Raw genomic sequence first — 22,508 nt, 5'->3', positions numbered from 1 at the left:
CTCTCAGGCAATCAAAGACGCGGCAACGGCATTCAGCGCTTTGCGGGCATCGTCGGGGGCCAATCGCACCTGCAGGCCGCGCTGGCCGCCATTGATATAGACCAGCGGCTCGGCAAATGCCTGTTCCTCGATCGCCGTTGGCACCTGTTTCCTCTGTCCGAACGGACTGATACCGCCGACATGATAGCCGGTCAGCCGCTCGGCCTCGGCCGGTTTCATCATCTGGGCCGATTTCCCCTGAAACGCCGCCGCCAGCTTCTTCATGCTCACTTCGCGGTCGGAGGGTACCACCACGCAAACCGGCTTGCCATCGACCTCGGCCATCAGCGTCTTCAACACACGGCGCGGCTCCTCCCCCAGCGCCTCGGCCGCCGCCATGCCGATCCGGTCGGCAGACGGATCGTAATCATAGGTATGAACGGTAAAGGCGGCCGCAGCTTTTGTCAGCGCAAGCGTTGCACGGGTGCTCTTCGACATGTTTACCCCTGGAAAAGGCGGCCATAAATCTCAGGCTTGAAGCCAGCCGTCAGCTTGCCGTCATGATCCAATATCGGCCGTTTGATCATGGAGGGCTGGGCGAGCATCAGGGCGATCGCCTTGTCTTCGTTGAGATCCTGTTTGTCGGCATCACCAAGCGCGCGGAATGTCGTGCCGGAGCGGTTCAGAACCGTCTCCCAGCCGAGCGCTGCCGTCCAGCGCTGCAGCGTCTCGCGGGCAATGCCGGATACTTTGTAGTCGTGGAAATCATAGGCGATCCCCTGGCCTTCCAGCCAGGTCCGCGCCTTCTTCATCGTGTCGCAATTCTTGATGCCGTAGATGGTCACGCTCATGCTCAATCCCTTTTGCCGGTATGCGGGATAGCATGAAGATATGCGGCTGAGAATGCCGGAAGATCAGCGCTCCAGCATGTCGATCAGTTGCGGCAGTCCGGCCACGGTTTCGATGACGTGATCGGCACCGGCGGCCTTGAGCTTGGCGCCGACCTTTTCATGCAGGGCCGAACGTTCATTGGGCGACAGCGCGGCAAGCTCCGCCGCGGTCAGGCCTGCCTCGTTGCCCGAAAGCGTCAGCCCCACCGTGATGCAGCCGGCGGCCACGCCCTCGGCAATGCCCGGCTCGGTGTCATCGACCTTGATTACCGCGCCGGCCGGATAGACCATCAGGTCGAGGAAGCATTTGTACATGCCGATCGGCGTCGGGCGCCCGAGCGGCAGATCATCGGCACAAATCAGGTTTTCCGGCGCAAAGCCTTGTTCGGCCGCCAGCGGCAGCACCCGCTCCATGATCGAGCGCGTATAGCCGGTCGTCGAGCCAATCCGCATGCCCTTGGCGCGCAGATAGGCGACCGTTTCGAGCGTGCCGGGCACCAGCGTGCAATAGTCGCTGACCACCTCTTCGTTGAGCGGCACGAAGAGGTCATAGACCTTGTCGACGGCGCCTTCATCGGGTGCTGCCCCTTGCGCGGATGCCCAGCGCGCCGAAATATGCGGCTCGGCCAGCATGGCGCTGATATGCGCGCGCTTGGGCAGCCCCATCGGCTTGCGCGCATCTTCGATGGTCACATGCACGCCGAATTTGTCAAAGGTTTCGACAAAGGCGCCCATCGGGGCAAACGACCCGAAGTCGATGACGGTGCCGGCCCAATCGAAAATCACGGCCTTGAACTTGCTCATGCGGCACTCCCATAGAGTTCGTTGATGGTTTCCTCGCCGATCCCGAACGCCGTCGAGGCGCCGCATCCGGCGGTAACGACGACAATGCGCACGCGGTCGGACGGCCTGTCGGTAAAACGCCAGCGATCGGGCGCCGAGGCATAGGTCCCCAGCCAGCGCTCGGCGATTACCCGTCCCGGCAGATCAAGCACCCGGTCGAATTCGCCAAGGATGAGATCATCGACCGCATCCGAGGCAAACGGATCAGGGGTTTTGGCATAATGATGGCTATCGCCGACCACCAGCGAGCCATCGGCCGACTGGGTGACGATCAGATGAATGCCATTGCCGCGCTCCGCCTGCAAATCGGCATCCAGGCGCTGTTTCAGCGGCGCGGCCTCGGGCAAGCCGGCATAGCCGAGATAGCGGCCAAGCCCGAGATCGGACATGACGGCCGTGTTGAACCGGACCGGCTGTTGCGGCCGCAGCCGCAGCATCTGCAGCTTGCAGCGGGTGACATTGTAGGCCGCGATGCGGTCGGCAAAAAGCCCGGTGAAATCGTCGCCCAGGCAAACGATCGCGGTTTCGGCCTCGATCACACCATCCGCTGTTTCCACACGCGGCGGTTCGACTGCAGTGACGGTGGTGTTGCGCAGGAAGGTGACGCCGAGCTGCTCTTCCAGAAACCGGGCGAGCAGCGGGATCGCCGTGCGGGATTCGACGCGGATTTCGTGCGGGCTGTAGAGCGAGACGCGGGCAGCGTACGTGCGCAAGGAGGGGACATGCGCCTGCGCCTGGCGCGCCGTCAGCCTTTCGCAGCCATCGGCCATTTCCGTGCGCAGGAAAGCATCGATCACCGCTTCGGATTCGTCGAACCGCGAGGCGAGCACCATGCCGCGCTGAACGATGGCGATGCCGGCTTTTTCCGCCACCTCTGCCCAGATATCCCGCGACTGCCGTGCCATGGTCCAGCAATCTCCGGCCTCCTGGCCTGTGACGGTGACGAAACCGAAATTGCGCACCGAAGCGCCATTGGCCTGCGCATCACGGTCGATGACAACGACGCGCTTGCCGCGCTTGGCCGCCGCATGCGCGTGCGCCAGGCCGACGATACCGGCACCGGCAATGGCGAGATCATAGATGGGCATGCGCGCTCTCCTGCGTGCCACAGTGGACCAGGTCCGGGTTGGCTCGCGGCTAAAGAACGCAATTCCATAAAGGGATTATGACAACCGCCAGCAAGGCGGCGATTGTCCACGTTATTCATCTCAGGCCGGGCACGTCACACCGGGAGGCACAGCGCCGCCAGAAGACCGCCGCTCAGGCCTCGAGCGCGCCGGGCTTGCGCACCGCCTTGGTGGGCTCGTCGCAGGCGATTTTCATCAGGTTGTCGCGGCGGCGGGCAAAGCGTTGCGAGGTGCGCGTGGCGACCAGCCCTGCCTGCGGCGCATGGATATCGATCGCACCACCTTCCATGCCCGGTGTGGTGATGATCGTCGCCAGCAGATCGCCGGCAGCGACGGTATCGCCGATGTCGCGATGAAACAGCACGGCGCCGGCCTGCGGCGCGCGGATCATCTCGATATTGTCGAGCGGCGTCACCTTGCCGCGATAGGGCTCGATCGTTGCGGCCGCGCCGCCCACCGCGCCGCGCGCCACCAGAAAGCGCCAGAGCCCTTCGGCATCCTTGCGGGCCATGTCCGGATAGACATCGCGCGTGCCGCGAAGCTCGACGGTGACGGCCAGCCGGCCCGGCAGCCGCTTGGCCTTTTCGGCCGTTTCATGCTTCCAGGCATAGCCGACCGCTTCCTCAAACGCGCTGCTTTCGCCATCGGCGAGAAACACGGCTTCCATGTCGAGCGCCGATGCCAGATCGGCGGCTTCCGGCCAGAAGGCCTCATCAACATAGGTATATTGCACGGATTCATCATCGCAATGCAGATCGAGCATCAGATCGGCACCGAGCGCCATATGCAGCAACTGCCGCTTCAGCTGTTCCACCACCGGATAACGCTCGAGATCGTCGATCAGCGTTTCGCGCTCGGACAGCCCGATCAGCGGAAATTCGCGGTTGAAATTGGTGCGCGAGCCCAGATCGAACCGGCCCTGCAATTCGCCGAAATGCGATTGCGCCGTGCCGATCGGATTGGCCTGCGGAACGATGGTGATATCGCTGAAAATTTTCCCATCGGCATCGGCCTGCCGCAGCTTTTCGCATAGAAAATGCAGGAGAGCCGTGCCCGGAAGCTCGTTGGCGTGCAACGCCGCCTGGATGTAGATTTTTGGCGCCTTGGCGTCGCTGCCCTTGAACCGGATGACCGGCAGCCGCCATTCGACACCCGGCGTATCACCCCTGATGACGATTTCAGAAATATCCATGACCATCCTCCCTTTTATCGTTTCAAGGGCTTATGCGGCTTGCTGCAGGCAGGCGCAAGATGCCAAAATTTGCGGCTTGCTTTGTGTTGTAGATCGGCCCCGGCACACAGAAACGGACGCAACCGGCGCGCCGTATCCGCACGCCGGTTGCTCCGGGCCCGATCCCGTCAATCCAGCAATGGCCAGCGATCGAGATATTCATATTCGCTCTTGCCGATGACGCTGCGGATCAGCACGAATTCGCGCGCAATCCAGCGGACCGGTTCGGCAAGCAAGTGCTCGGGCACCGGCACGTCGTCATAGAGAACCGTCATATGCGGCATGAAACGCGGATTATAGGTGAAATTCAGGCCGACACTCCACATTTCCTTGGCAAGCTGCACATGCAGATCCATCATCTCTTCGCTGCGGATCGCATTGGCAAGCACGACAGCCCGGGCATTGGTGACGGACATGGCGCGATCGAAATTGACCTCGAAAGGGGCTGCCTTGACGGTGGCCATGGCTGCGGAGACGGCGAAGACGATATCATCGGGGAAATCCGGATATGTGCCGATGGCATTCAGCGAGACATGCATGCGCTCATGCGGGCGTGGACTTTTCGACAGGCCGTAGCGCCGCGCAATCTCCCTGCCGGTCTCGACAGCCTGCAAAGCCACCTCCCGCTCCGGCACGAGCGCCAGGAACAGATTGCTCTTTCCATGATCATCAGCATATTTCTGCTGGGGCTGGACCGGCACCGTGCTGCCCGCCCGACCGCGTAAAAATGACTGCTGTTCAATGCGCAAAACCTCGGCTTTTCCAAGCATGGCAGACCTCATCTCTTTCTGGATGCCACCAGTATATTCGAGTCGGATATTTGATCAAGAACAAAACATGAACATTGTGAATTTATTCCCACGATCGTGAAATGGATGGGTTGGGCGTTGCGTCAAATCGAGCCTGCCACAGCCAAGCGGATACAGCGTTCGATCCACCTCTTCCAGCGCAAGAATCGGGTGGCGGGATCGGTAAAACTGAGCGAAACTCAGACCATGATCACCGTTTGCAAATTCATCGCCTCGCCGGTCGGCGCATTGGAGCTGGTTGCCCGCAGCGACGGGCTGGCTGCCATTTTGTGGGAGAACGACGCCCCCAACCGCGTCAGGCTTGGCGAACGCGTGGAAAGCGCCAATCATCCGATCCTGCTCGAAACAGAACGGCAGCTGGCGGAATATTTTGCGGGCGAGCGCACGGAATTCAGCATCCGGCTGGATCTCACCGGTACCGCATTCCAGAAGGCGGTCTGGCAGGCGCTGTTGACGATCCCCTTTGGCGAAACCCGGACCTATGCCACCATTGCCCGGCAGATCGGGCATCGCAAAGCCTATCGCGCGATGGGAGCGGCAAACGGCAGAAACCCGGTTTCGATCATCGTCCCCTGCCACCGCGCGATCGGATCGGACGGGCAATTGCACGGTTTTGCCGGCGGGCTGGAGGCCAAGCGGTATCTGCTGGCACTGGAACGCAAGCGCCTGAGCGCGGCAGCGTGACAAACAGAAGCGTATTTTGACCCCACGCATTGGCGCGGGAGTTGGACAAGGAGCGGACCGATGGCTGAGAAAGCACAGACCTATCATGTTTTTGAGACTGCCGGCGGCTATTGCGGCATTGCCTGGAACGCGATCGGCATCACCCGGTTCCAGCTGCCGGCACGCAGCGCCGAGGCCACGGAACGCAACATTCTGCGCCGCGTGCCGGACGCTGAACGCGGGGACCCCACCCCGGCGATCCGCGAGGTCATCGCTGCGGTGCAACGCTATTTTGACGGCGAGATTATCGATTTCTCCAGCGTTGCCCTCGACCTTGACGGCCAGGACGACTTTTTCCGGCAGATCTACCAGGCGCTGCGCGCCATCGGCTGGGGCCATACGACCACCTATGGCACGCTGGCCAAGGCGCTCGGCGCCGGACCGCAGGCCGCCCGCGATGTCGGCCAGGCCATGGCGAAGAACCCGGTGCCGCTGATCATCCCCTGCCACCGCGTGCTCGCCGCCGGCGGCAAGGTCGGCGGCTTTTCCGCCCCCGGTGGCGCGACAGCCAAGGTTCATATGCTGGAACTGGAAGGCGTACATGTCGGCACACCGGAACCGGCGCAGCAGTCGCTGCTCTTGTGAACAAACGGCTTTGACACCTGAACCGCCGTTTCGCAGCCGGTGCGCCCGCAGCCGCTTTTGCCATTGCTTGACGCGTTTGAAATTCCGTGCCCGGTCCGCTCACCGGTGATACATCGCAGTGACCCAGTCAGAAATGGAGCCCTTGATGATGACGCGGCGAAAATTGTTGAAGCGGGGACTGCTGGGCGGCGCTCTGGCAACCGGCGCGTTGGCGCATGATGTCAACACGGCCGCCGCCGCGCCTGACGGCACATGGCTGATGCCGGATGAAGGAGCAGCGCATGCGGCAACGTGGATGGCCTTCGGTCCGACCGTGGATATCTGGGGCCGAAAGCTGCTTCCCGTTGCCAGAGAAAACCTGGCCAGCATCGCCAAGGCGATTGCAGCGCACGAACCGGTGAAGATGCTGGTGCGCGCGGAGGAATACGATATCGCGGCGCGCCTGTGCGGCCCCTCGGTGACGCTCGTGGTTCAGCCCATCGACGATCTGTGGATGCGCGATACAGGGCCGGTCTTCGTGAAAAATCAGGCCGCCCAGTCCGGCGCGGCCGGATTTAATTTCAATGGCTGGGGCGGAAAGCAGGCGCACGCTGATGATGCCGAAGTTGCAGGCTTCATCTCTAAAACGGTTCACTCGGAGTTTATCGAGACAGATCTGGTGCTGGAAGGCGGCGGTATCGAGGTGGATGGTGAAGGAACCGCCATCATCACCGAAAGCTGCGTGCTCAACGCCAATCGCAATCCGGGCGTCAGCAAGGCGCAATGCGAACAGGAACTCTTGCGCCTGCTGGGCGTGCGAAAAGTCATCTGGCTGCCGGGCATTGCCGGTATGGACATCACCGATGGTCACACCGATTTCTATGCGCGGTTTGCGACCCCCGGCGTGGTCGTTGCCGGACTGGATCTGGACCCGCAATCCTATGACCACGCCGTCACCCTGCGCCACCTGGACATCCTGCGGCAATCCACCGACGTCAAAGGACATAAACTGGATGTGGTGGTCATGCCGGGGCCGTCAACCATACGCAAGGCCTATGAGAATGCGGATTTCGCAGCCGGCTATATCAATTTTTATGTTTGCAACGGCGCCGTCATCGCCCCGGAGTTTGGCGACCGGAAAGCCGATGACAATGCCCGCGACGCCTTACGGGATCTGTTTCCAGGACGTGACATCATCCAGTTGAACATTGACGGCATCGCCGCCGGTGGCGGTGGAATTCACTGCACAACGCAGCAGCAGCCCGCTTGAAACCACCTGGATCGGGAACATAACGCTGGCCGCGACATGCGCGACCAGATTTCTGCTATTGTCTCATTCCCACTCGATGGTTCCCGGCGGCTTTGATGTCACGTCGTAGACGACGCGGTTGATGCCGCGGACTTCGTTGATGATGCGGGTGGCGGCGCGGCCGAGGAAGTCCATGTCATAGTGGTAGAAATCCGCCGTCATGCCATCGACGGAGGTGACGGCGCGCAGGGCGCAGACGAATTCGTAGGTGCGGCCATCGCCCATCACGCCGACGGTCTGCACCGGCAAAAGCACGGCAAACGCCTGCCAGATGGCATCGTAGAGGCCCGCTTTACGGATTTCGTCGAGATAGACGGCATCGGCTTCGCGCAGGATCTCCAGCTTTTCGCGGGTAATGCCGCCCGGGCAGCGGATGGCAAGGCCCGGACCCGGGAACGGGTGGCGGCCGATGAAGCTGTCGGGAAGACCCAGTTCCTTGCCGAGGATGCGCACTTCGTCCTTGAACAGTTCGCGCAAGGGCTCGACCAGCTGCATGTTCATGCGGGCCGGAAGGCCGCCGACATTGTGGTGCGACTTGATGGTGACAGACGGGCCGCCGGTGAAGGACACGCTTTCGATGACATCCGGATAGAGCGTGCCCTGGGCGAGGAAATCGGCGCCGCCGAGCTTCTTGGCTTCCGCCTCGAAGACGTCGATGAACAGGCGGCCGATGGTCTTGCGCTTGGTTTCCGGATCGCTCTCGCCTTCCAGCGCATTGATGAACATGTCGGACGCATCGACATGAACCAGATGCAGATTGTAGTGCTCCTTGAACATGGCGACCACATCGGCCGCCTCGTTCTTGCGCATCAGGCCGTGGTCGACAAGGATGCAGGTCAGCTGGTCGCCGACCGCCTCGTGGATCAAAAGTGCGGCAACGGAACTGTCGACGCCACCGGAGAGGCCGCAGATGACGCGCTTGTCGCCGACCTGTTCGCGGATATTGGCAACGGCCTTGTCGCGATAGGCGGCCATCGACCAGTCGCCCTTCAGACCGGCGATCTTGTGGACGAAATTGGCAAGCAGCTTGGCGCCATCAGGGGTGTGCACGACTTCCGGATGGAACTGCACGGCATAGAATTTCTTGGCTTCATTGGCGATGAAGGCAAAAGGCGCGTTCGGCGATGTGGCAACGACTTCGAAGCCATCCGGGATCGCGGTGACGCGGTCGCCATGGCTCATCCAGACCTGGTGGCGGGAGCCAACGGTCCAGATGCCGTCGAAAATCGCGCAGTCCTTGTCGATCTCGATGAAGGCGCGGCCGAATTCGCGGTGATGGCCGGCTTCAACCTTGCCGCCCAGCTGTTCGCACATGGTCTGCTGGCCGTAGCAGATGCCGAGCACAGGCAGGCCGCTGTCGAACACGACCTGTGGCGCCCTCGGCGAGCCAATGTCGAGCGTCGAGGCCGGGCTGCCGGACAGGATGATCGCCTTCGGATTGAGGCGCTTGAAGCCTTCTTCCGCCGATTGGAAGGGCACGATCTCGCAATAGACGCCGGTCTCGCGCACGCGCCGTGCGATCAGCTGGGTGACCTGGCTGCCGAAATCGATGATGAGAACGGTATCGGGATGGACTGTCGCTGTCATAACGCGCTTCCGTGGCTTGGCTTATGTGATGGGGAACTAAGGCCGAGCCTTTAATTAAAGGTGGCTCCAAGCGCAATGATTACATTGCACCCGGACAATTTTGCGGCCTCAAACCGTGATTTCGCCGGTTTTAACGGCCGTTTCCATGGCATCGACGGCGCTTGCCAGCTTCTCGTCGATGACGTGCAGATATTCCGTCCAGTCGCCGATATGCTTGAGCTCGGCCTTGCCATCGGAAATGCCGCGCAGGCCGATCAGGGGAATGCGGAAGGACTGGCAGGCGCGAAGGACGGCGAAGGTTTCCATTTCCACCATGTCGGCGGCGATGCTGTCATAGGTGGCGCCGGAAACGATATTGGCGCCGGTCGAAAGGCTTGCGATCTTTACGCCGGGAATGCGCAAGGGCAGATCGACGGTGACGGGCAGGTCGAGAAACGGCGTCGCGCCCTTTTCAAAGCCGAGCGGCGAGGCATCCATGTCGCGATAGGCAACCGATGTGGCCTGATAGACCTCGGCCTGTTCCAGCCGGGCGGAGCCCGCAGAGCCGAGCGAGACGACAAGGCCGGGCAGGCTGCCACGGCCGCCGAGCTCAGCAAGCGTGCGGGTCAAGGTCACCGCCGCTTCGACCGGGCCGACGCCGGTCATCAGCGGCGAAATGCGCTCGCGCAGATGCACGCCATATTCGGCATCGACGGCCATGACGTAGAGGATCGTCCGGCCCGCGATCGTCTTCAGTTCATATGTCATCCTTCGATCCCCTCGCGCCCGCGGATCACCATCATCGTTGCGGTCATCGAGGCGATCAGCTTGGCCGGTCCGTCCGGCGAAATCGCGTAGCCTCGGCCGTCCGAGACGATGATCGTCGTGCCGGGCTTGGTGACTTCGCCGCGAAACAGGAAACGCTCGCCCCGGCCTGGCGACATCAGGTTGACCTTGAATTCAATGGTGAGGATGGACGCATCGGGATCGATCACCGAATAGGCAGCGTATGTGCCGGCGGCATCGAGCGCCGCCGAAATGATCCCAGCATGCAGAAATCCGTGCTGCTGGGTCAGCTTCTCATCGAACGGCAGCTCGATCTCCACCGAGCCCTGCTCCACCCGCGTCAATTCTGCGCCGATCGTGGCCATGGCGGCCTGCCGGCCGAAGCTGTTGCGGATGCGCTCGCGAAATTCCACCGTGTGCTCTCTATCGTCTGCCGGTCACTGTCGCGCAGACAGTCGCATGACGCAAAAACAAGGACAAGCCTCAATTCATGAGGAAAATCGATGTGTTGAGCAAAGTGGCAAAGGATACCCAGGCGAGATAGGGCACAAACAGCAGCGCCGAGAGATAATCCTGCCTGCGGCTTACGGCCATGAAACCGAGGATCGAGATCAGGAGCGCGATGATGACGATCAGCGCCAGCGCGATTTCCTGAAATCCGAAGAATAATGGCGACCAGGCGAAATTGAAGATCATCTGCGCCACCCAGAACCGCATCGCCGCCGAGGCGCGATAGTTGAGGAAGGTGCGGGCGCCGACAAAGCCGATGATGATATACAGCGCCGACCAGACCGGCGCGAAAATCCAGTTGGGCGGATTGAAGGCGGGTTTCGCCAGCGACTGATACCATTCGCCGGGAATATTGTTGATGCCGATCAAAAGGCCGCAGCCGAGAACGGCGATGATGAAGAGAATATGGATCAGGATACGGTTCATGCGGGCGAAATAGGGCGATCAGATGCGAAGCGCCAGATGGACCGGGCTTTTAATTTTCCGCCGGCAATCCCACTATCATCGTCATGAGCGACGACAATCCTTTTGAGATCAGGCCCGGCACGGGCGACGACCTGTTCGAGATCGCCGGCGTCCTGGTCGATACCTGGCGATCGGCCTTTCGCGGGCTGCTGGCGGATGATTTTCTCGACGGCATGTCGCGCGAGGATCAGGCCGTCCGCCACGCCCGGCGCATGGGCGCTCCCGGTGTCAACTATCTCGTCGCGGTGGAGCGTTCGGAAGGCGGGATCGTCGGCTTTGCCAATTTCGGTCCGGGACGCGGCACGGTGCCGGCCGATCTCCACGAGATTTATGCGCTCTATGTCCGGGCCGAATATCAGGGTGTGGGCATCGGCACCGCGCTGGTCTCGACGGCGGCAAGGCACTGCGCGCAGCAAGGCGCGAAATCATTGTTTGCCTGGGTCCTGTCGGGCAATCCGAACCGGAAATTCTACGAGCGGCTCGGTGCCAAGGCGGTGGAAAGCTCCAGCATCTGGCTCGACAACAGGCATTACGATCAGGTTGCCTATCTCTGGGACGACATCGCTGCGCTGTTGAACCGCTGACGGCGCGCGATCAGAGCTTGCCCACCCGCACGATATGCTGATCCCAGGCGACCCGGCTGCGGGTCTTCCCGAACGTGCCTGAATAGGACGAGGCGACGAAACCGTCCGCTGCGGGGGCAATCCCTGCCGCATCGGCCAATTGTTCCTGCCGCACCACAAGCCCGGTCTTGGCATCGACCGTCACGGCGGTTCCGCCTTTTGGCGATGTCAGCCCGACCATCCCGTCGCGGCGGTTGACGGCGATGGCGCCGACATAGTTGGCGAGCGCCAGCGTCACCTCTTCAGGCAAGTCCAGAAAGCGGATGTCTTCGCCGCGCGCAAACGAACCGGCGAGCGGCGGCAGGTCGTTGCGGGCGCCCTCGTACTGGCAGGCAAACCAGACCTTTCCATCGGCATCGATATCGACATGGCGGGTGGAAAGCTGCCGCAGGGTATCGGGCATCGCATGGCGTTCGATCAGAGCGCCTGTTGCCGTGTCGATCAGCGCCAGCGATGGTTCCATATGGTCGAGATTGAGCTTGGTGCGGCCGAAATCCGGATGGGTCTCGATGCCGCCATTGGCGACGACGAGCATATGGCCATCGGCCGACAGGGTCATGTCGTGCGGTCCGATGCCATAGGAGGGGAATTCGCCGATGCGGGCAAAGCCGTCCGTGCCGTCATAGACGCCGATCATGCCGCGATTGCCGGCAAAATCATTCTCCGTGGCATAGAGCAGCCGCCCGTCCGCCGAAAAGCAGCCATGGCCATAAAAGTGCCGCCCCTCGACCGACGTGATGACGATCGGCTCGATGCTGTCATCGGGCGCAAAGATCATCGCATAGGTGCCGGGGCGACGGGCAAAGGCAACAGCACGGTTGGTCACCGACGACCAGGTCATGCCATGCGCGCGGGCGGGCAGCGGCACCCGCTCGATAATCTCTCCGGCCTCGGTCAGCGTCGCCACGCCATAGGAGCCGTCGGGCGCCATGAAGGCAGACGCATAGGTCGCATCGGTGCGCGACAGTGCGAAGGCAACTTTCGGGGCAAGGGTGGCCGCCCAGGCAGCACCCGCCATCGTCAGGAAGGTGCGGCGATCGGTGAGATTTTGACCGGGGATGTGTCGATAGGCCATGTAAAACAGATCCAAATTGGCCGGTGGCGATTTCTAGAGCCTCTTGCGGCGCGGACGCGCCGCAACTGTATCCCCGCCGCAAGGGCGAGGATGACGGAGAATCTGGAAAATCGCCAGAGACACCGGGGCGAAAACGCCGGTCAAAGCCAGCCGCGCCGTTTGAAATAAAGGAACGGCAACAGAGCCGACAGCACCATCATGAACAGGGCCAGCGGATAGCCGAAGTCGAATTTCAGTTCCGGCATGGCATCGAAGTTCATGCCGTAGATCGAAGCGACCAGGGTTGGCGGCAGGAAGACGACGGAGGCGACCGAGAAGATCTTGATGATCTGGTTCTGCTCCAGATTGATCAGGCCGAGCGTCGCATCGAGCAGGAAATTGATCTTGTTCGACAAAAACAACGCGTGATCGCCAAGCGAGGCAGCATCGCGCTGGATCAGCTTGATCCGCTGCCGGCTTTCCTTGATCGCCTTGCGCGTGCCGATCCCATCCAGCGCCGTATGATAGGCGACGAGCCGGCCGACACTGACGAGGCTTTCGCGGATGACGCTCAAGAAATCGCCTTTCTGGCCAATCTGCTCGATCAGCGACTGCAGGTCGCGGGTCTTCTTGGTGACGCTCGAATGGTTCTTGCGGAACACTTCGCGCGAGATACCGTCGATCTCGTTGCCGATGCGCTCCAGGGCATCGGCGGTACGGTCGATCATCGCTTCCAAAAGGCCAAGCATTACCAGCTCGCCGCTTTCGCAGGACACCCCGTTCAGTCGCTGCATGCGCGCGGCATAGAGATGAAACGGCTTGGGATCGGCATGGCGCACGGTGACAAGCGTGGCGCCCTTCAGGATGAAGGTCACGGGCACCTTGATCGGGTTGTCGCCATCGAGCTCGGTCGCCGCCGTCATCGTCATGAATTCGGCGCCGTCCTCCTGATAGAGGCGGTCGGAAAGCTCGATCTCCTGCATTTCGTCACGCGTGGGAATTTCGATGCCGAGCTGCTGCTCGACGATGCGGGTTTCATCCTGAGCGGGATTGAACAGGTCGAACCACACGACCGGCGTGATATCGCTCAGTTCCGGGATGGCGTCGATAACGGCAAGGTGATTGTTCTGGCAGGAATAGATGCGCAGCATGTCGGTTTCCAATCTGGCAAGTCATCGACCGCCAGCAGAAACCCCGTGTGATCAGGGCCTGACGGTCGAAAAAATCGAAGCTCTACTTCGACTGTCGGGGTTCATGATCCGTTGATCCTTGTTTGGCCGTGCCCACAGGTGAACACGGCCGATCCATTGCGCCAATGTACGTTTGTTGTCAACCGCTTGCCGGATGCCGGAATGCAGTCTTTTTTGCTCAGTCGCCATCGGCAAAAGAGAAGCCCGAGCTCAGCCCGATCGCGGCGCCGAAATCAAGGTTCAGCCGCTGCAGGACGTCGTTGGTATTCTGCAAAATACGGTTCAGCCTGCCGCGCTGCTCATCATTGGCAATCGCCTCTTCGACCGGCAGATCGATCTCGTCGAGATCATCGACGATCGCCTGCAGCAGGTAGTTCACGGCGGTGACCACATCGGCCTTGCCATCCGGCAGCAGCGCTTTCATTCCGGCCGTGTCGAACAGGGTCTGCAGCGCGGCGAAATTCGCCGAGAGCGCCGGCATGGTGTTGCCGGAGCGCCAGTAGATCGCCATTTTCGGATGCCCCTTGTCAGGTTCTCCCTTGATGATCCCGGCATAGAACGGCCGCAACCGCTGGTCCCGGATCGCCTCGACACCGTGGACGAGGATGCCGAGCAGTTCGGTTGCCGCTTCCTTGCCGTCGCGGTAGACCGGATTGTCCGGTCCCGGGTTCTTCCAGGCGGACTGGATGCCATCCGGTTTTTCCCATTCGGCATGCAGCTCGCCGGCCACCGCTTTCAGGTTGTCGGCAATGGCTGCACCATAGCGGCAGCGAAAGCCGTTCTTTTCCGCCGTCAGGACGTCGGCTCCCGTGCCGTAGAGCACATATTCGAGCGCGCCGAGCCCCTGCGCCGCCACGCTCTTGCCTTTCAGGCTGTCCGCCGACGTAGCCGTTTCGTCATTGGTCGCCAGAATGCGCTGGACCTGTTTCAGGCCGGTGCTCTTGCGATCGGGGAAAAACAGGAAGCGCTCGAAGCGATTGCCTTCGATCACCGGCCCCACTCTTACGATCTCGATGGTCGACCATTGCTGGATGACCTCGTCGAAGCTCATCTGCACATCGCCGAGCGTCTCATCGGATGGCTTTTCGCAGAGCATATGCGCCGCCTCCGCCAAGGTTTCGGTTCCCTCCAGCAGATCGCGGTAGCCTGGCCGGATGAAATCATCGACAGCTTTTCGCATGACTTCAGCCACCGCCTCCTGTTTCAGCCCGGCGCGCGGCGCCACCGCCTCTTCATCGTCTGCCATGGCAGGCAGCGGCAGGAAGGCAAGGCTCAAACCGAGAAGCAGGATATGCCGGTGGCGCATCAGAGGGACTCCAGAAATGTGATCAGGGCTTGTCTATCGGCTTTTTGCAGCGCGGCAAACCGGTCGCGGGCTTTTGTGGCCTCGCCGCCATGCCAGAGAATGGCTTCCGTCAGGTTCCGCGCGCGCCCATCGTGCAAGAAGAACGTGTGGCCGCTGACCGTCTTCGTCAATCCGATTCCCCAGAGCGGGGGCGTGCGCCATTCGCTGCCGGACGCGACACCCACCGGCTGCCCATCGGCAAGCCCATCGCCCATGTCATGCAGCAAAAAATCGGAATAGGGCCAGATCAACTGGAACGCATGCGCGGGATTGGCTGCATCGCGGCGGGTGACGAATTTCGGCACGTGGCAGGAGACGCAACCCGCCTCGTAAAACACCTTCTTGCCGCCAAGCGTTTCGGCAAAGCTTGCCTTGCGGCGGGCCGGAACGGCCAGGTTTTCGGAATAGAAGGTGATGAGACCGAGCACCGGGTCGGGCGCTTCCGTATCGCCAAGGCGCGTCTGCACGCCATCGGCCATCGAGAGGCACGCCGTCTGCGCGGCCGTGCAATCGCCATGGCTGCGCCGGGCATCGGGGGACGAGATGCCGATATCATTGGCCAGCGCCTCGGCCGCCTGCTGGCGCACCGTGGCACTTTGGGCTTTCCAGCCGAACCGACCGAGTGCGAGCTTTCCCGATTGCGGATCGCGCACGACAGGCACCTTGCCGCTGATGCCATCGCCATCCGTGTCATCGGGATCGGCATTGGCGATGATATCGGCGGGATGAATGGCTTCGATCAGACCGAGCCCCGACATGACTTGCGTCACACGCGGCGACAGCGTCGTCGCCGGATCGAGCGGGCCGTAACCCAGCGTGTCGATCGCATATTCTGGCTTGCGCAGGGACACGGTCTCTCCACCCGCCAGCTTGACCGGTATCTCGCTATAGCGGATGCGTAAATGGCCCTCGGCGGGAAGACCGGGGACAGCGCTGTCCTGCAATTGCTGGCCATAGACCGGGTCGGGGAAGTTCAGCACCTCATGTGCGGCGATCGCCGCGCGCTCGGCATCGGTTCGGGGGACGCGCGCCAGCCGCAGGAACATCGACGTCGCGTCGCTGGAGCCTTCCGGCGGGTGACCGCGGCCGTCCTTCAGATGGCAGGTCTGGCAGGCGCGGGCGTTGTAGAGCGGTCCCAGACCGTCCGATGCCTGCGTCGAGGAGGGCGACGAGACCCAGAGCTTGCGAAACAGCGCATTGCCGAGCTTGAAGCTCTCTTCCTCGGCAAAACGAATATTGGCGGAAAACTGCGAGAGGCTGTCCTGATTGACGGAGGCGATCGACGTGCCGGCACCGCCGGACATGGCTTCGAACTTTTCCGCCTTGGAAAACGTGGTCGCGGGGCGGGTCACGGCCGCGACACGGGCGCGGTCCGCCTCGGTCAGGTCATCGCGGGTGGCGGATTGAGGAAGCGTTTGCGCGCGTCCTTCCGTTTTGGCAGGCGGTTTGCCCCCCGCCAAGATGCCCCCGCCAGAAACGGAAAAGCCGCCCGCCGCTGTCAGGAACAGAACGGCAGACGGCAGGATCAGGCGTCGGACAAGCCAAGCACACATTCAGAAAAAACCGGGCCGCTCACCACAAGTGGCGGCCCGCCTTTGCTTTCTCATTGGAAGACAGCGTTAGGATTATCCAGGCTGTCGGAACCTTCAAGCTCGATCGTACCAAGTTCCAGCGACGCAATGACGCGCTCGACCGTCTTGGCCTGCGCAACGAGGCCATCGATGGCGGCCTGCACGACAGCATTGCCTTCCTTATTGCCTTCGCCGATCATCTGGTCGTATTTTTCGACCGTTTCGCCGCGCTTGGCCATGGCCTGCATTGCGGCGATTGTTGTCGCCAGCTTTTCCTTCATTTCCTTGTCGAGCGCCGGATCCTTGGCGGCAACGAGTTCGGAGAGCGACGGGCCGGTCACCTTGGTGCCATCGACCCTGGTATATTCGCCGGTATAGGCCGACTGGATGCCGATCGCGTCATGCAGATGCGAGTTGTAGGTGTTGTCGGAGAAGCAATCATGTTCTTCTTCCGGATCGTGCAGCAGAAGGCCAAGCTTCATGCGCTCGCCCGCGAGTTCGCCGTAGGACAGAGAGCCCATGCCGGTGAGGATGGCGCCAAGGCCAGCCTTCGGATCGGCTTCGACATTCTTGGTGGCAGCGCCATCCGGCGTCCAGTTGGCAACCATGTCCTTGAGATCGGAGACCAGCAGGTCGCTGGCAGCCTTCAGATAGGCGGCGCGGCGGTCGCAATTGCCGTTGGTGCAGGCTTTCGTGTCATAGTCCGTGTAAGGGCGGTTGCCGGCGCCCGGGCCGGTGCCGTTCAGGTCCTGGCCCCAGAGCAGGAATTCGATGGCGTGGTAGCCTGTCGCCACGTTCGCCTCGATACCGCCGGCTTCCTGCAGGGTTCCTGCGAGAAATTCCGGGGTGATCTTGCTGGCGTCCACATCCTTGCCGTCGATCTTGATCGTCTTGTTGGCAATGACATTGGCGGTGAACAGCGCGTTCTCGTCGCTTTCCGCGCCATAGCTCGGATCGACATAATCGATCAGGCCTTCATCCAGCGGCCAGGCGTTGACCTTGCCTTCCCACTCATCGACGATCGGGTTGCCGAAACGGTAGACCTCTGTTTCCTGGTAGGGGTTGCGCGCGGCAAGCCAGGCTTCGCGGGCTGCCTTCAGCGTCCCGTCGCTCGGCTTAGCGATCAGCGCATCGACGGCCTTGTCGAGGGCTTCTGCGGTCGAAAGCGCATCCGAAAACTTGGCATGTGCCACATCGGCGTAATGCTTGACGACTGCGGCCGCATCGGTCGCGGCCTGCGCCGGCTGCAGCGCAAGCATCGAGGTGGCAGTTGCAAGCGCGAGCGCCGCGCTGCGAAGGAATGATTTGGTCATGACCTCTCCTGGTATTGTCCGAATGACGGCGGCGTTCCCCACCGCCCGGCTCCCCCGGTCGCGCAAGCCGCGCGGCCCGATGGATGGACGTGGCTGTTCAGCCGCGTTTTCATGAACCAAAACTAAACTTGTGTCAAAGTGTATAGTTTAGAACGTTTTCAAATTCGAATGGGGCTGACCAGACCCGCCGCATGAGCTGCGGCAGGTACGGTCAAAACGCCTTCTAAACTTAACCCTTGCGGCCCATCAGGCAGAAGAAAAAGCCGTCCGTATCGGTGGAGGCCGGGGTCAGCGTCACGGTCTTCATGTCCGCCGACCAGGGCTGCTTCTTGTCGGTGCCGAACAGATCGGCCCAGGCATCGGCTGCCGACAGGATTTCGAATTCCGGATTGTCTTCGCAGAACGCATAGACCTGCGCCTCGTTTTCCTCCGGCAGCACCGAACAGGTGACGTAGATCAGGTGACCGCCGGGGCGCACGAAAGATGCGGCGCCCGCCAGCGCTTCCTGCTGCTGGCCGAGCCGCTCCTCGAGGTTCTTCTGCGTCAGACGCCATTTGGTGTCCGGGCGGCGGCGCCAGGTGCCGGTGCCGGTGCAGGGCGCATCGACAAGGACACGGTCGAACTTGCCGGTAAACGGCATCAGGCCGTCCAGCCGGTCATGCACCTGAACATTGCGGGTACCGGCGCGCTTCAGGCGCTCGATGATGGGCGCCAGGCGCTTGCGGTCGGTGTCATAGGCGTGGATCTGGCCCTTGTTGTTCATGGCTGCCGCCATGGCCAGGGTCTTGCCGCCGCCGCCGGCGCAATAATCGAGGATCTGGTCGCCCTCCTTGGGCATGACGAGATCGGCAACGATCTGCGAGCCTTCGTCCTGGACCTCGAACCAGCCCTTCTCGAAGGAGATTTCGGCGGTTACGTTGGGAAGGCGGGAGGCGCCCTCGCCGGCCTTGACGCGGATGCCGTTGCGGGCAATCGTCGCCGGCTCAACCGCGCTGCGATCGAGCGCCTTCAAGACCTTGTCGCGCGTCGCCTTCAGCGTATTGACCCTGAGGTCCAGTGCCGGACGGCCGGCAAGCGCCTGCGCTTCGGCAAGCCAGTCTTCATCAAAGTTTTCTTCAAACGACGGCTGGACCCATTCCGGGATATCGCCCTGTACGTGGAGCGGCGCATCGTCGAGCTTGCGGCTGGCAAAGGCGGCGGACATGTCCTGCGTCAAAGGCTCGGGCGCGAATTTGTCGCCGTCCAGCTCGGCCGCCAGCTGCTCTGGCGAAACGCCCCATTGGCGGAACATGACGGCATGGCCGAGCGCTGTCGCACTGTCGCTGTCCATCAGATAGGCATGCGAGAGTTTCATGCGCAGCGCGTCATAGACGATGTTGCCGATCGCGGCACGATCGCCGGACCCGGCGAAACGATGTGCCAGCCCCCAATCCTTGAGGGCATCGGCAACGGGACGCTTGCGCGTTTCGATATCGGCGAGAACCTCAATGGCTCCGGCGAGCCTGCCACCCAGTCGCATCTTTCAAACTCCATTTTCCGCCGTGGTAGCGGTGATGGCCGTCAAGAGCAAGCCGGGAGGCGAAAGCCGATGACGAATGCTGACCAGATGGGAGGCTGTGGTTTCAGACCGGAAGATCATCTCGTCCCGGCGAAACCCCTATCAATCTATCCGAAACAAATCCCGGACAGGGGTGTTTTGCGTCAGCTGACGACGCGATAACAGATGCTGGCAGTGCCGGAGCTGACCATGCCGATATGGGACGCGGCGGCCTTGGAGAGATCGAGAACACGGCCGCGAATGAACGGGCCACGGTCGTTGATGCGAACGACGACGGTCTTGCCGTTGCGCTTGTTGGTAACGGAAACCTTGGTGCCGAACTTCAGATTGCGATGAGCGGCCGTCAGATAGCTGGCGTTCATCCGCTCGCCGGAAGCGGTGCGCGATGACAGGGCATACCAAGATGCACCGCCGCAATTACCGGCCCGTGCCTGGCTTGGCTTTCCCTGACCCGGTGCAGCCTGGCTCGGCGTCACCGCAGTAAATGTTGCCCCCAAGGCAAACACCGTTGCCAGAGCAACGGACGTTATCTTCATCTTGATCAAACAGATGACCCCTACGCTTGAAATTTAGTTAAGTCTTAATAACGAAGGCTTGGTTTTTCGGGGGGAAAAATGGCGAAAACGTGCTTCAACCTTTAACGTTGCATTAGGCTCTATTAACAATCTGGGATAATTTAAAATTGCGAAATTTTGAAATTCTATGTTTGAGCCAGTTAAACCCTTTGGATTCAGTACTTAACCTTCTGAAGGCCGTGCGTGCCGGTTCGATCATCTATCGATTGAAGAAAAAGGATTCAATTTTTTGAAATTGGCTAAATCCATCCCGTTTCGAAGCTAAAGAATCCGATATGCGCGTCATAGGTGTATGATTTTGGCGGCACTACGGGGATATTCTTGCCTTTTGAGCAGACCAAACCGCCATCTCGGGGGCGATATTTCGCCACAATTCGCCCCGATCTATCGAAACCGGAACATAGACTATCCGCAGATGTTTTTACTTGAAATATTAGCCACGCCAGCGGCCGTTACTCCATAAATCAGCTAGCGAAATCCGATAGTCTGGAAAGCGGAAGTCAAAGCCGAGGTCGCGCAGGCGTCTATTAGAAACCCGCTTGTTTTCGCCATAGAAAGACCTTGCCATCGGCGAGAGTTCGGCGGTTTCGAAGGGGATTTCCGGCGGTGGCGCAACACCCATGAGGCGGGCGGCCTCGGACACGATATCCTGCGGCGGTGCGGGTTCGTTATCAGTGACATTATAGATGCCACCCGTCGCCCGTCCGGACAAAAACAGGGCAGCGCCGGCAATATCCTCGACGCGGATGCGGTTGAAAACCTGGTTGGGCTTGATCAGGCGGCGCGCGGTGCCGGCGGCAAGATTGCAGAACGCATTGCGGCCGGGTCCATAGATGCCGGACAGCCGCAAGACCGCCACGGGAATGTTGCTCGCTTTGCCAAAAGCCAGCCATGCCTGTTCGGCAGCCACCCGCTCGACGGAGCGTGCGGAGACCGGCTCCAGCAACGCGTCCTCTGTTACCCAGGCGCCGCCATGGTCGCCATAGACGCCGACTGTCGAGAGATAGGCCGCCCATTTGAGGTTCGGCATCAGACCGCCAAGCGCCGGCGCGTCCTCCCGCATTATCGGATCGCCGTCGCGCCCAGGCGCAATCGACTGGATGAGATGCGTCGTGCGCTTCATGACGGCCGCAAGCTCTGACGAGATCACCGCGCCGTCATAAACCAGCGCATCGATCCCGAGCGTGCGCAGGCCCGACGCCTTTTCCTCAGACCGGGTGGTTCCCGTAACCGATTGCGCGGCGGGCAGGAAAGCCTTGGCAATCGCCGAGCCGGAAAACCCGGCACCCAGAACCAGAACATGCATCAGACAACTCCTGCCAGTTTCCATTCGGCGATCACCTCGAGATCGGTCTCGTCCTGCCGTCTTGCCGCAATAGCGGAGAAATCGCCAGCCGTCATCAACCGCGACAGCGCCCAAACGGCCATGCCCCGCACCACCGGCGATGGATCGGCCGAAAGCGTGAGACAAAGGCCGGTCAGACTGCTATCGCCGGAATTTCCAGCAGCGATCAGGCAGTTGCGGACAAACCGGTCGCGGCCGATACGCTTCACCGGCGATCCGGAAAAGAAGGTGCGAAATGCGGGATCGTCGAGCTGCAGCAGAAACGAGAGCGGCGGCTCCTTCAGGTCCTCGCGCGCCTTCAGCTTCATCTCGGAGGCTGCGGCTGCAAACTTGTTCCAGGGACAGGCGGCCAGACAGTCGTCGCAGCCATAGATGCGGTTGCCGATCCGTGGGCGAAGGGCGGGATCGATCGGGCCCTTATGTTCGATCGTCAGATAGGAAATGCAACGGCGCGCATCGATCCGGTAGGGTGCTGGAAACGCATCGGTCGGACAGGCGTCGAGACAGGCGCGGCACGAGCCGCAATGATCCCGTTCGGGCAAGTCGATCGCAAGATCGGCGGTGGTGAACAGGCTGCCGAGAAACAGCCAGGAGCCGAATTCGCGGCTGACAAGATTGGTATGCTTGCCCTGCCAGCCAAGGCCGGCCTGTTCGGCCAACGGCTTTTCCATCACAGGTGCCGTATCGACGAAAACCTTGACGTCTTCGCCTGCCCTCGCGGCAAAGCGCGTCGCCACCTCTTTCAGCTTGCCCTTGATCACATCGTGATAGTCGCGGTTTCTCGCATAGACCGAGATCGCACCAAGCTCCGGCTTGTCGAGAATGGTGCGCGGGTCTTCGTCCGGCCCATAGTTCATGCCGAACAGCACGACGGAGCGCACGTCGCTCCACAGCACGCGGGGATCGGCGCGGCGCGCTTGCGTCTCCGCCATCCAGTCCATGGTGCCGTGATAGCCGTGCGAGAGGAAATCGGCGAGCCGCTCAGGTGCTTGGGGAATGGAATCGGGCAGCGTCACCCGGCAGACGTCGAACCCCTTGTCGCGGGCCTCGTCCTTCAGGAAACTGGTGAGCGTTCGGCGCCTCCTGTCATGCTTCTCCTCAAGGAGCGCATTGCCGGGCACTGGACCGCTCC

General features: G+C 61.4%; 23 protein-coding genes. 4 read left to right on the top strand and 19 right to left on the bottom strand.

Going from position 1 to position 22,508, the window contains the following annotated elements; all coding sequences use genetic code 11:
* Positions 1-3: 3 nt before the first annotated feature.
* From ybaK to ASD32_RS11135, 6 genes are all read right to left on the bottom strand, one after another.
* Positions 4-477 carry a Cys-tRNA(Pro) deacylase gene (gene ybaK, locus ASD32_RS11160; protein WP_060638085.1) on the bottom strand — a complete coding sequence of 158 codons (474 nt, stop codon included), beginning with the start codon at positions 475-477 and terminating at the stop codon, positions 4-6.
* A gap of 2 nt (positions 478-479) precedes the next feature.
* Positions 480-830 carry an ArsC family reductase gene (locus tag ASD32_RS11155; protein ID WP_060638084.1) on the bottom strand — a complete coding sequence of 117 codons (351 nt, stop codon included), beginning with the start codon at positions 828-830 and terminating at the stop codon, positions 480-482.
* Positions 831-893: 63 nt separating this feature from the next.
* Positions 894-1,673 (bottom strand): phosphonoacetaldehyde hydrolase, encoded by a 780-nt coding sequence (gene phnX / locus ASD32_RS11150; protein ID WP_060638083.1) that lies wholly within the window; start codon positions 1,671-1,673, stop codon positions 894-896.
* Positions 1,670-2,800 carry a TIGR03364 family FAD-dependent oxidoreductase gene (locus ASD32_RS11145; protein WP_060638082.1) on the bottom strand — a complete coding sequence of 377 codons (1,131 nt, stop codon included), beginning with the start codon at positions 2,798-2,800 and terminating at the stop codon, positions 1,670-1,672. The genes phnX and ASD32_RS11145 overlap by 4 nt, the downstream gene beginning before the upstream one ends.
* A gap of 172 nt (positions 2,801-2,972) precedes the next feature.
* On the bottom strand, positions 2,973-4,031 hold the full coding sequence (locus ASD32_RS11140) for a succinylglutamate desuccinylase/aspartoacylase family protein (protein ID WP_060638081.1): 1,059 nt from the start codon (positions 4,029-4,031) through the stop codon (positions 2,973-2,975).
* A 167-nt stretch (positions 4,032-4,198) separates the two neighbouring features.
* Entirely contained in the window at positions 4,199-4,771 is a 573-nt protein-coding gene (locus ASD32_RS11135) for a 2'-5' RNA ligase family protein (protein ID WP_162252660.1), read from the bottom strand.
* Positions 4,772-5,065: 294 nt separating this feature from the next.
* Between ASD32_RS11135 and ASD32_RS11130 the strand changes: the two genes are divergently transcribed.
* The 3 genes from ASD32_RS11130 (at position 5,066) to ASD32_RS11120 (ending at position 7,436) form a co-directional block, all read left to right on the top strand.
* Positions 5,066-5,563, top strand: a complete 498-nt coding sequence (locus ASD32_RS11130; protein WP_060638179.1) for a methylated-DNA--[protein]-cysteine S-methyltransferase — start codon at positions 5,066-5,068, stop codon at positions 5,561-5,563.
* 60 nt (positions 5,564-5,623) lie between these two features.
* A complete protein-coding gene (locus ASD32_RS11125) occupies positions 5,624-6,187 on the top strand; it encodes a methylated-DNA--[protein]-cysteine S-methyltransferase (protein ID WP_060638079.1) in 564 nt (187 codons plus the stop codon).
* A 145-nt stretch (positions 6,188-6,332) separates the two neighbouring features.
* The gene (locus ASD32_RS11120; protein ID WP_060638178.1) at positions 6,333-7,436 is read left to right on the top strand and encodes an agmatine deiminase family protein; all 1,104 of its coding nucleotides are present in this window, start codon (positions 6,333-6,335) and stop codon (positions 7,434-7,436) included.
* Positions 7,437-7,499: 63 nt separating this feature from the next.
* On the opposite strand, the gene guaA is transcribed toward ASD32_RS11120, so the two are convergent.
* The 4 genes from guaA to ASD32_RS11100 form a co-directional block, all read right to left on the bottom strand.
* Complete coding sequence (gene guaA / locus ASD32_RS11115; protein WP_060638078.1) at positions 7,500-9,062, bottom strand: glutamine-hydrolyzing GMP synthase; 1,563 nt, start codon at positions 9,060-9,062, stop codon at positions 7,500-7,502.
* A gap of 108 nt (positions 9,063-9,170) precedes the next feature.
* Complete coding sequence (locus ASD32_RS11110) at positions 9,171-9,809, bottom strand: 5'-methylthioadenosine/S-adenosylhomocysteine nucleosidase (protein ID WP_060638076.1); 639 nt, start codon at positions 9,807-9,809, stop codon at positions 9,171-9,173.
* The gene (locus ASD32_RS11105; protein WP_244490152.1) at positions 9,806-10,192 is read right to left on the bottom strand and encodes a PaaI family thioesterase; all 387 of its coding nucleotides are present in this window, start codon (positions 10,190-10,192) and stop codon (positions 9,806-9,808) included. Before ASD32_RS11105 ends, ASD32_RS11110 begins: the two co-directional genes overlap by 4 nt.
* Positions 10,193-10,310: 118 nt before the next feature.
* Entirely contained in the window at positions 10,311-10,763 is a 453-nt protein-coding gene (locus ASD32_RS11100; RefSeq protein ID WP_060638072.1) for a TspO/MBR family protein, read from the bottom strand.
* Between the two features lie 83 nt (positions 10,764-10,846).
* Here ASD32_RS11100 and ASD32_RS11095 point away from each other — a divergent pair, with 83 nt between their 5' ends.
* Positions 10,847-11,386, top strand: coding sequence for a GNAT family N-acetyltransferase (locus ASD32_RS11095; protein ID WP_060638070.1), 540 nt, complete (start codon positions 10,847-10,849; stop codon positions 11,384-11,386).
* A 10-nt stretch (positions 11,387-11,396) separates the two neighbouring features.
* Here ASD32_RS11095 and ASD32_RS11090 read toward each other — a convergent pair whose 3' ends face one another.
* From ASD32_RS11090 to queG, 9 genes are all read right to left on the bottom strand, one after another.
* Complete coding sequence (locus ASD32_RS11090; RefSeq protein ID WP_060638177.1) at positions 11,397-12,500, bottom strand: DUF1513 domain-containing protein; 1,104 nt, start codon at positions 12,498-12,500, stop codon at positions 11,397-11,399.
* A gap of 140 nt (positions 12,501-12,640) precedes the next feature.
* Positions 12,641-13,630, bottom strand: a complete 990-nt coding sequence (locus tag ASD32_RS11085; RefSeq protein WP_060638068.1) for a magnesium transporter CorA family protein — start codon at positions 13,628-13,630, stop codon at positions 12,641-12,643.
* 217 nt (positions 13,631-13,847) lie between these two features.
* A complete protein-coding gene (locus ASD32_RS11080) occupies positions 13,848-14,975 on the bottom strand; it encodes an imelysin family protein (protein WP_060638066.1) in 1,128 nt (375 codons plus the stop codon).
* Positions 14,975-16,567: a di-heme oxidoredictase family protein gene (locus ASD32_RS11075; RefSeq protein WP_082546736.1), complete on the bottom strand. Its 1,593-nt coding sequence runs from the start codon at positions 16,565-16,567 to the stop codon at positions 14,975-14,977. Before ASD32_RS11075 ends, ASD32_RS11080 begins: the two co-directional genes overlap by 1 nt.
* A 50-nt stretch (positions 16,568-16,617) precedes the next feature.
* Positions 16,618-17,898 carry an imelysin family protein gene (locus tag ASD32_RS11070; protein ID WP_060638065.1) on the bottom strand — a complete coding sequence of 427 codons (1,281 nt, stop codon included), beginning with the start codon at positions 17,896-17,898 and terminating at the stop codon, positions 16,618-16,620.
* A gap of 229 nt (positions 17,899-18,127) precedes the next feature.
* A complete protein-coding gene (locus ASD32_RS11065) occupies positions 18,128-19,417 on the bottom strand; it encodes an RsmB/NOP family class I SAM-dependent RNA methyltransferase (protein ID WP_060638064.1) in 1,290 nt (429 codons plus the stop codon).
* Positions 19,418-19,599: 182 nt separating this feature from the next.
* Positions 19,600-20,001, bottom strand: a complete 402-nt coding sequence (locus ASD32_RS11060; RefSeq protein WP_162252659.1) for a septal ring lytic transglycosylase RlpA family protein — start codon at positions 19,999-20,001, stop codon at positions 19,600-19,602.
* Between the two features lie 463 nt (positions 20,002-20,464).
* Complete coding sequence (locus ASD32_RS11055) at positions 20,465-21,337, bottom strand: SDR family oxidoreductase (protein WP_060638063.1); 873 nt, start codon at positions 21,335-21,337, stop codon at positions 20,465-20,467.
* Positions 21,337-22,497 (bottom strand): tRNA epoxyqueuosine(34) reductase QueG, encoded by a 1,161-nt coding sequence (gene queG / locus ASD32_RS11050; protein WP_060638062.1) that lies wholly within the window; start codon positions 22,495-22,497, stop codon positions 21,337-21,339. The genes ASD32_RS11055 and queG overlap by 1 nt, the downstream gene beginning before the upstream one ends.
* Between the last annotated feature and the right edge of the window lie 11 nt (positions 22,498-22,508).

It is taken from the genome of Rhizobium sp. Root483D2, from assembly GCF_001426685.1.
GTDB lineage: Bacteria > Pseudomonadota > Alphaproteobacteria > Rhizobiales > Rhizobiaceae > Pararhizobium > Pararhizobium qamdonense.
The sequence above is the reverse complement of the archived record's forward strand: the minus strand, read 5'-3'. Positions and strand labels throughout refer to the sequence as shown.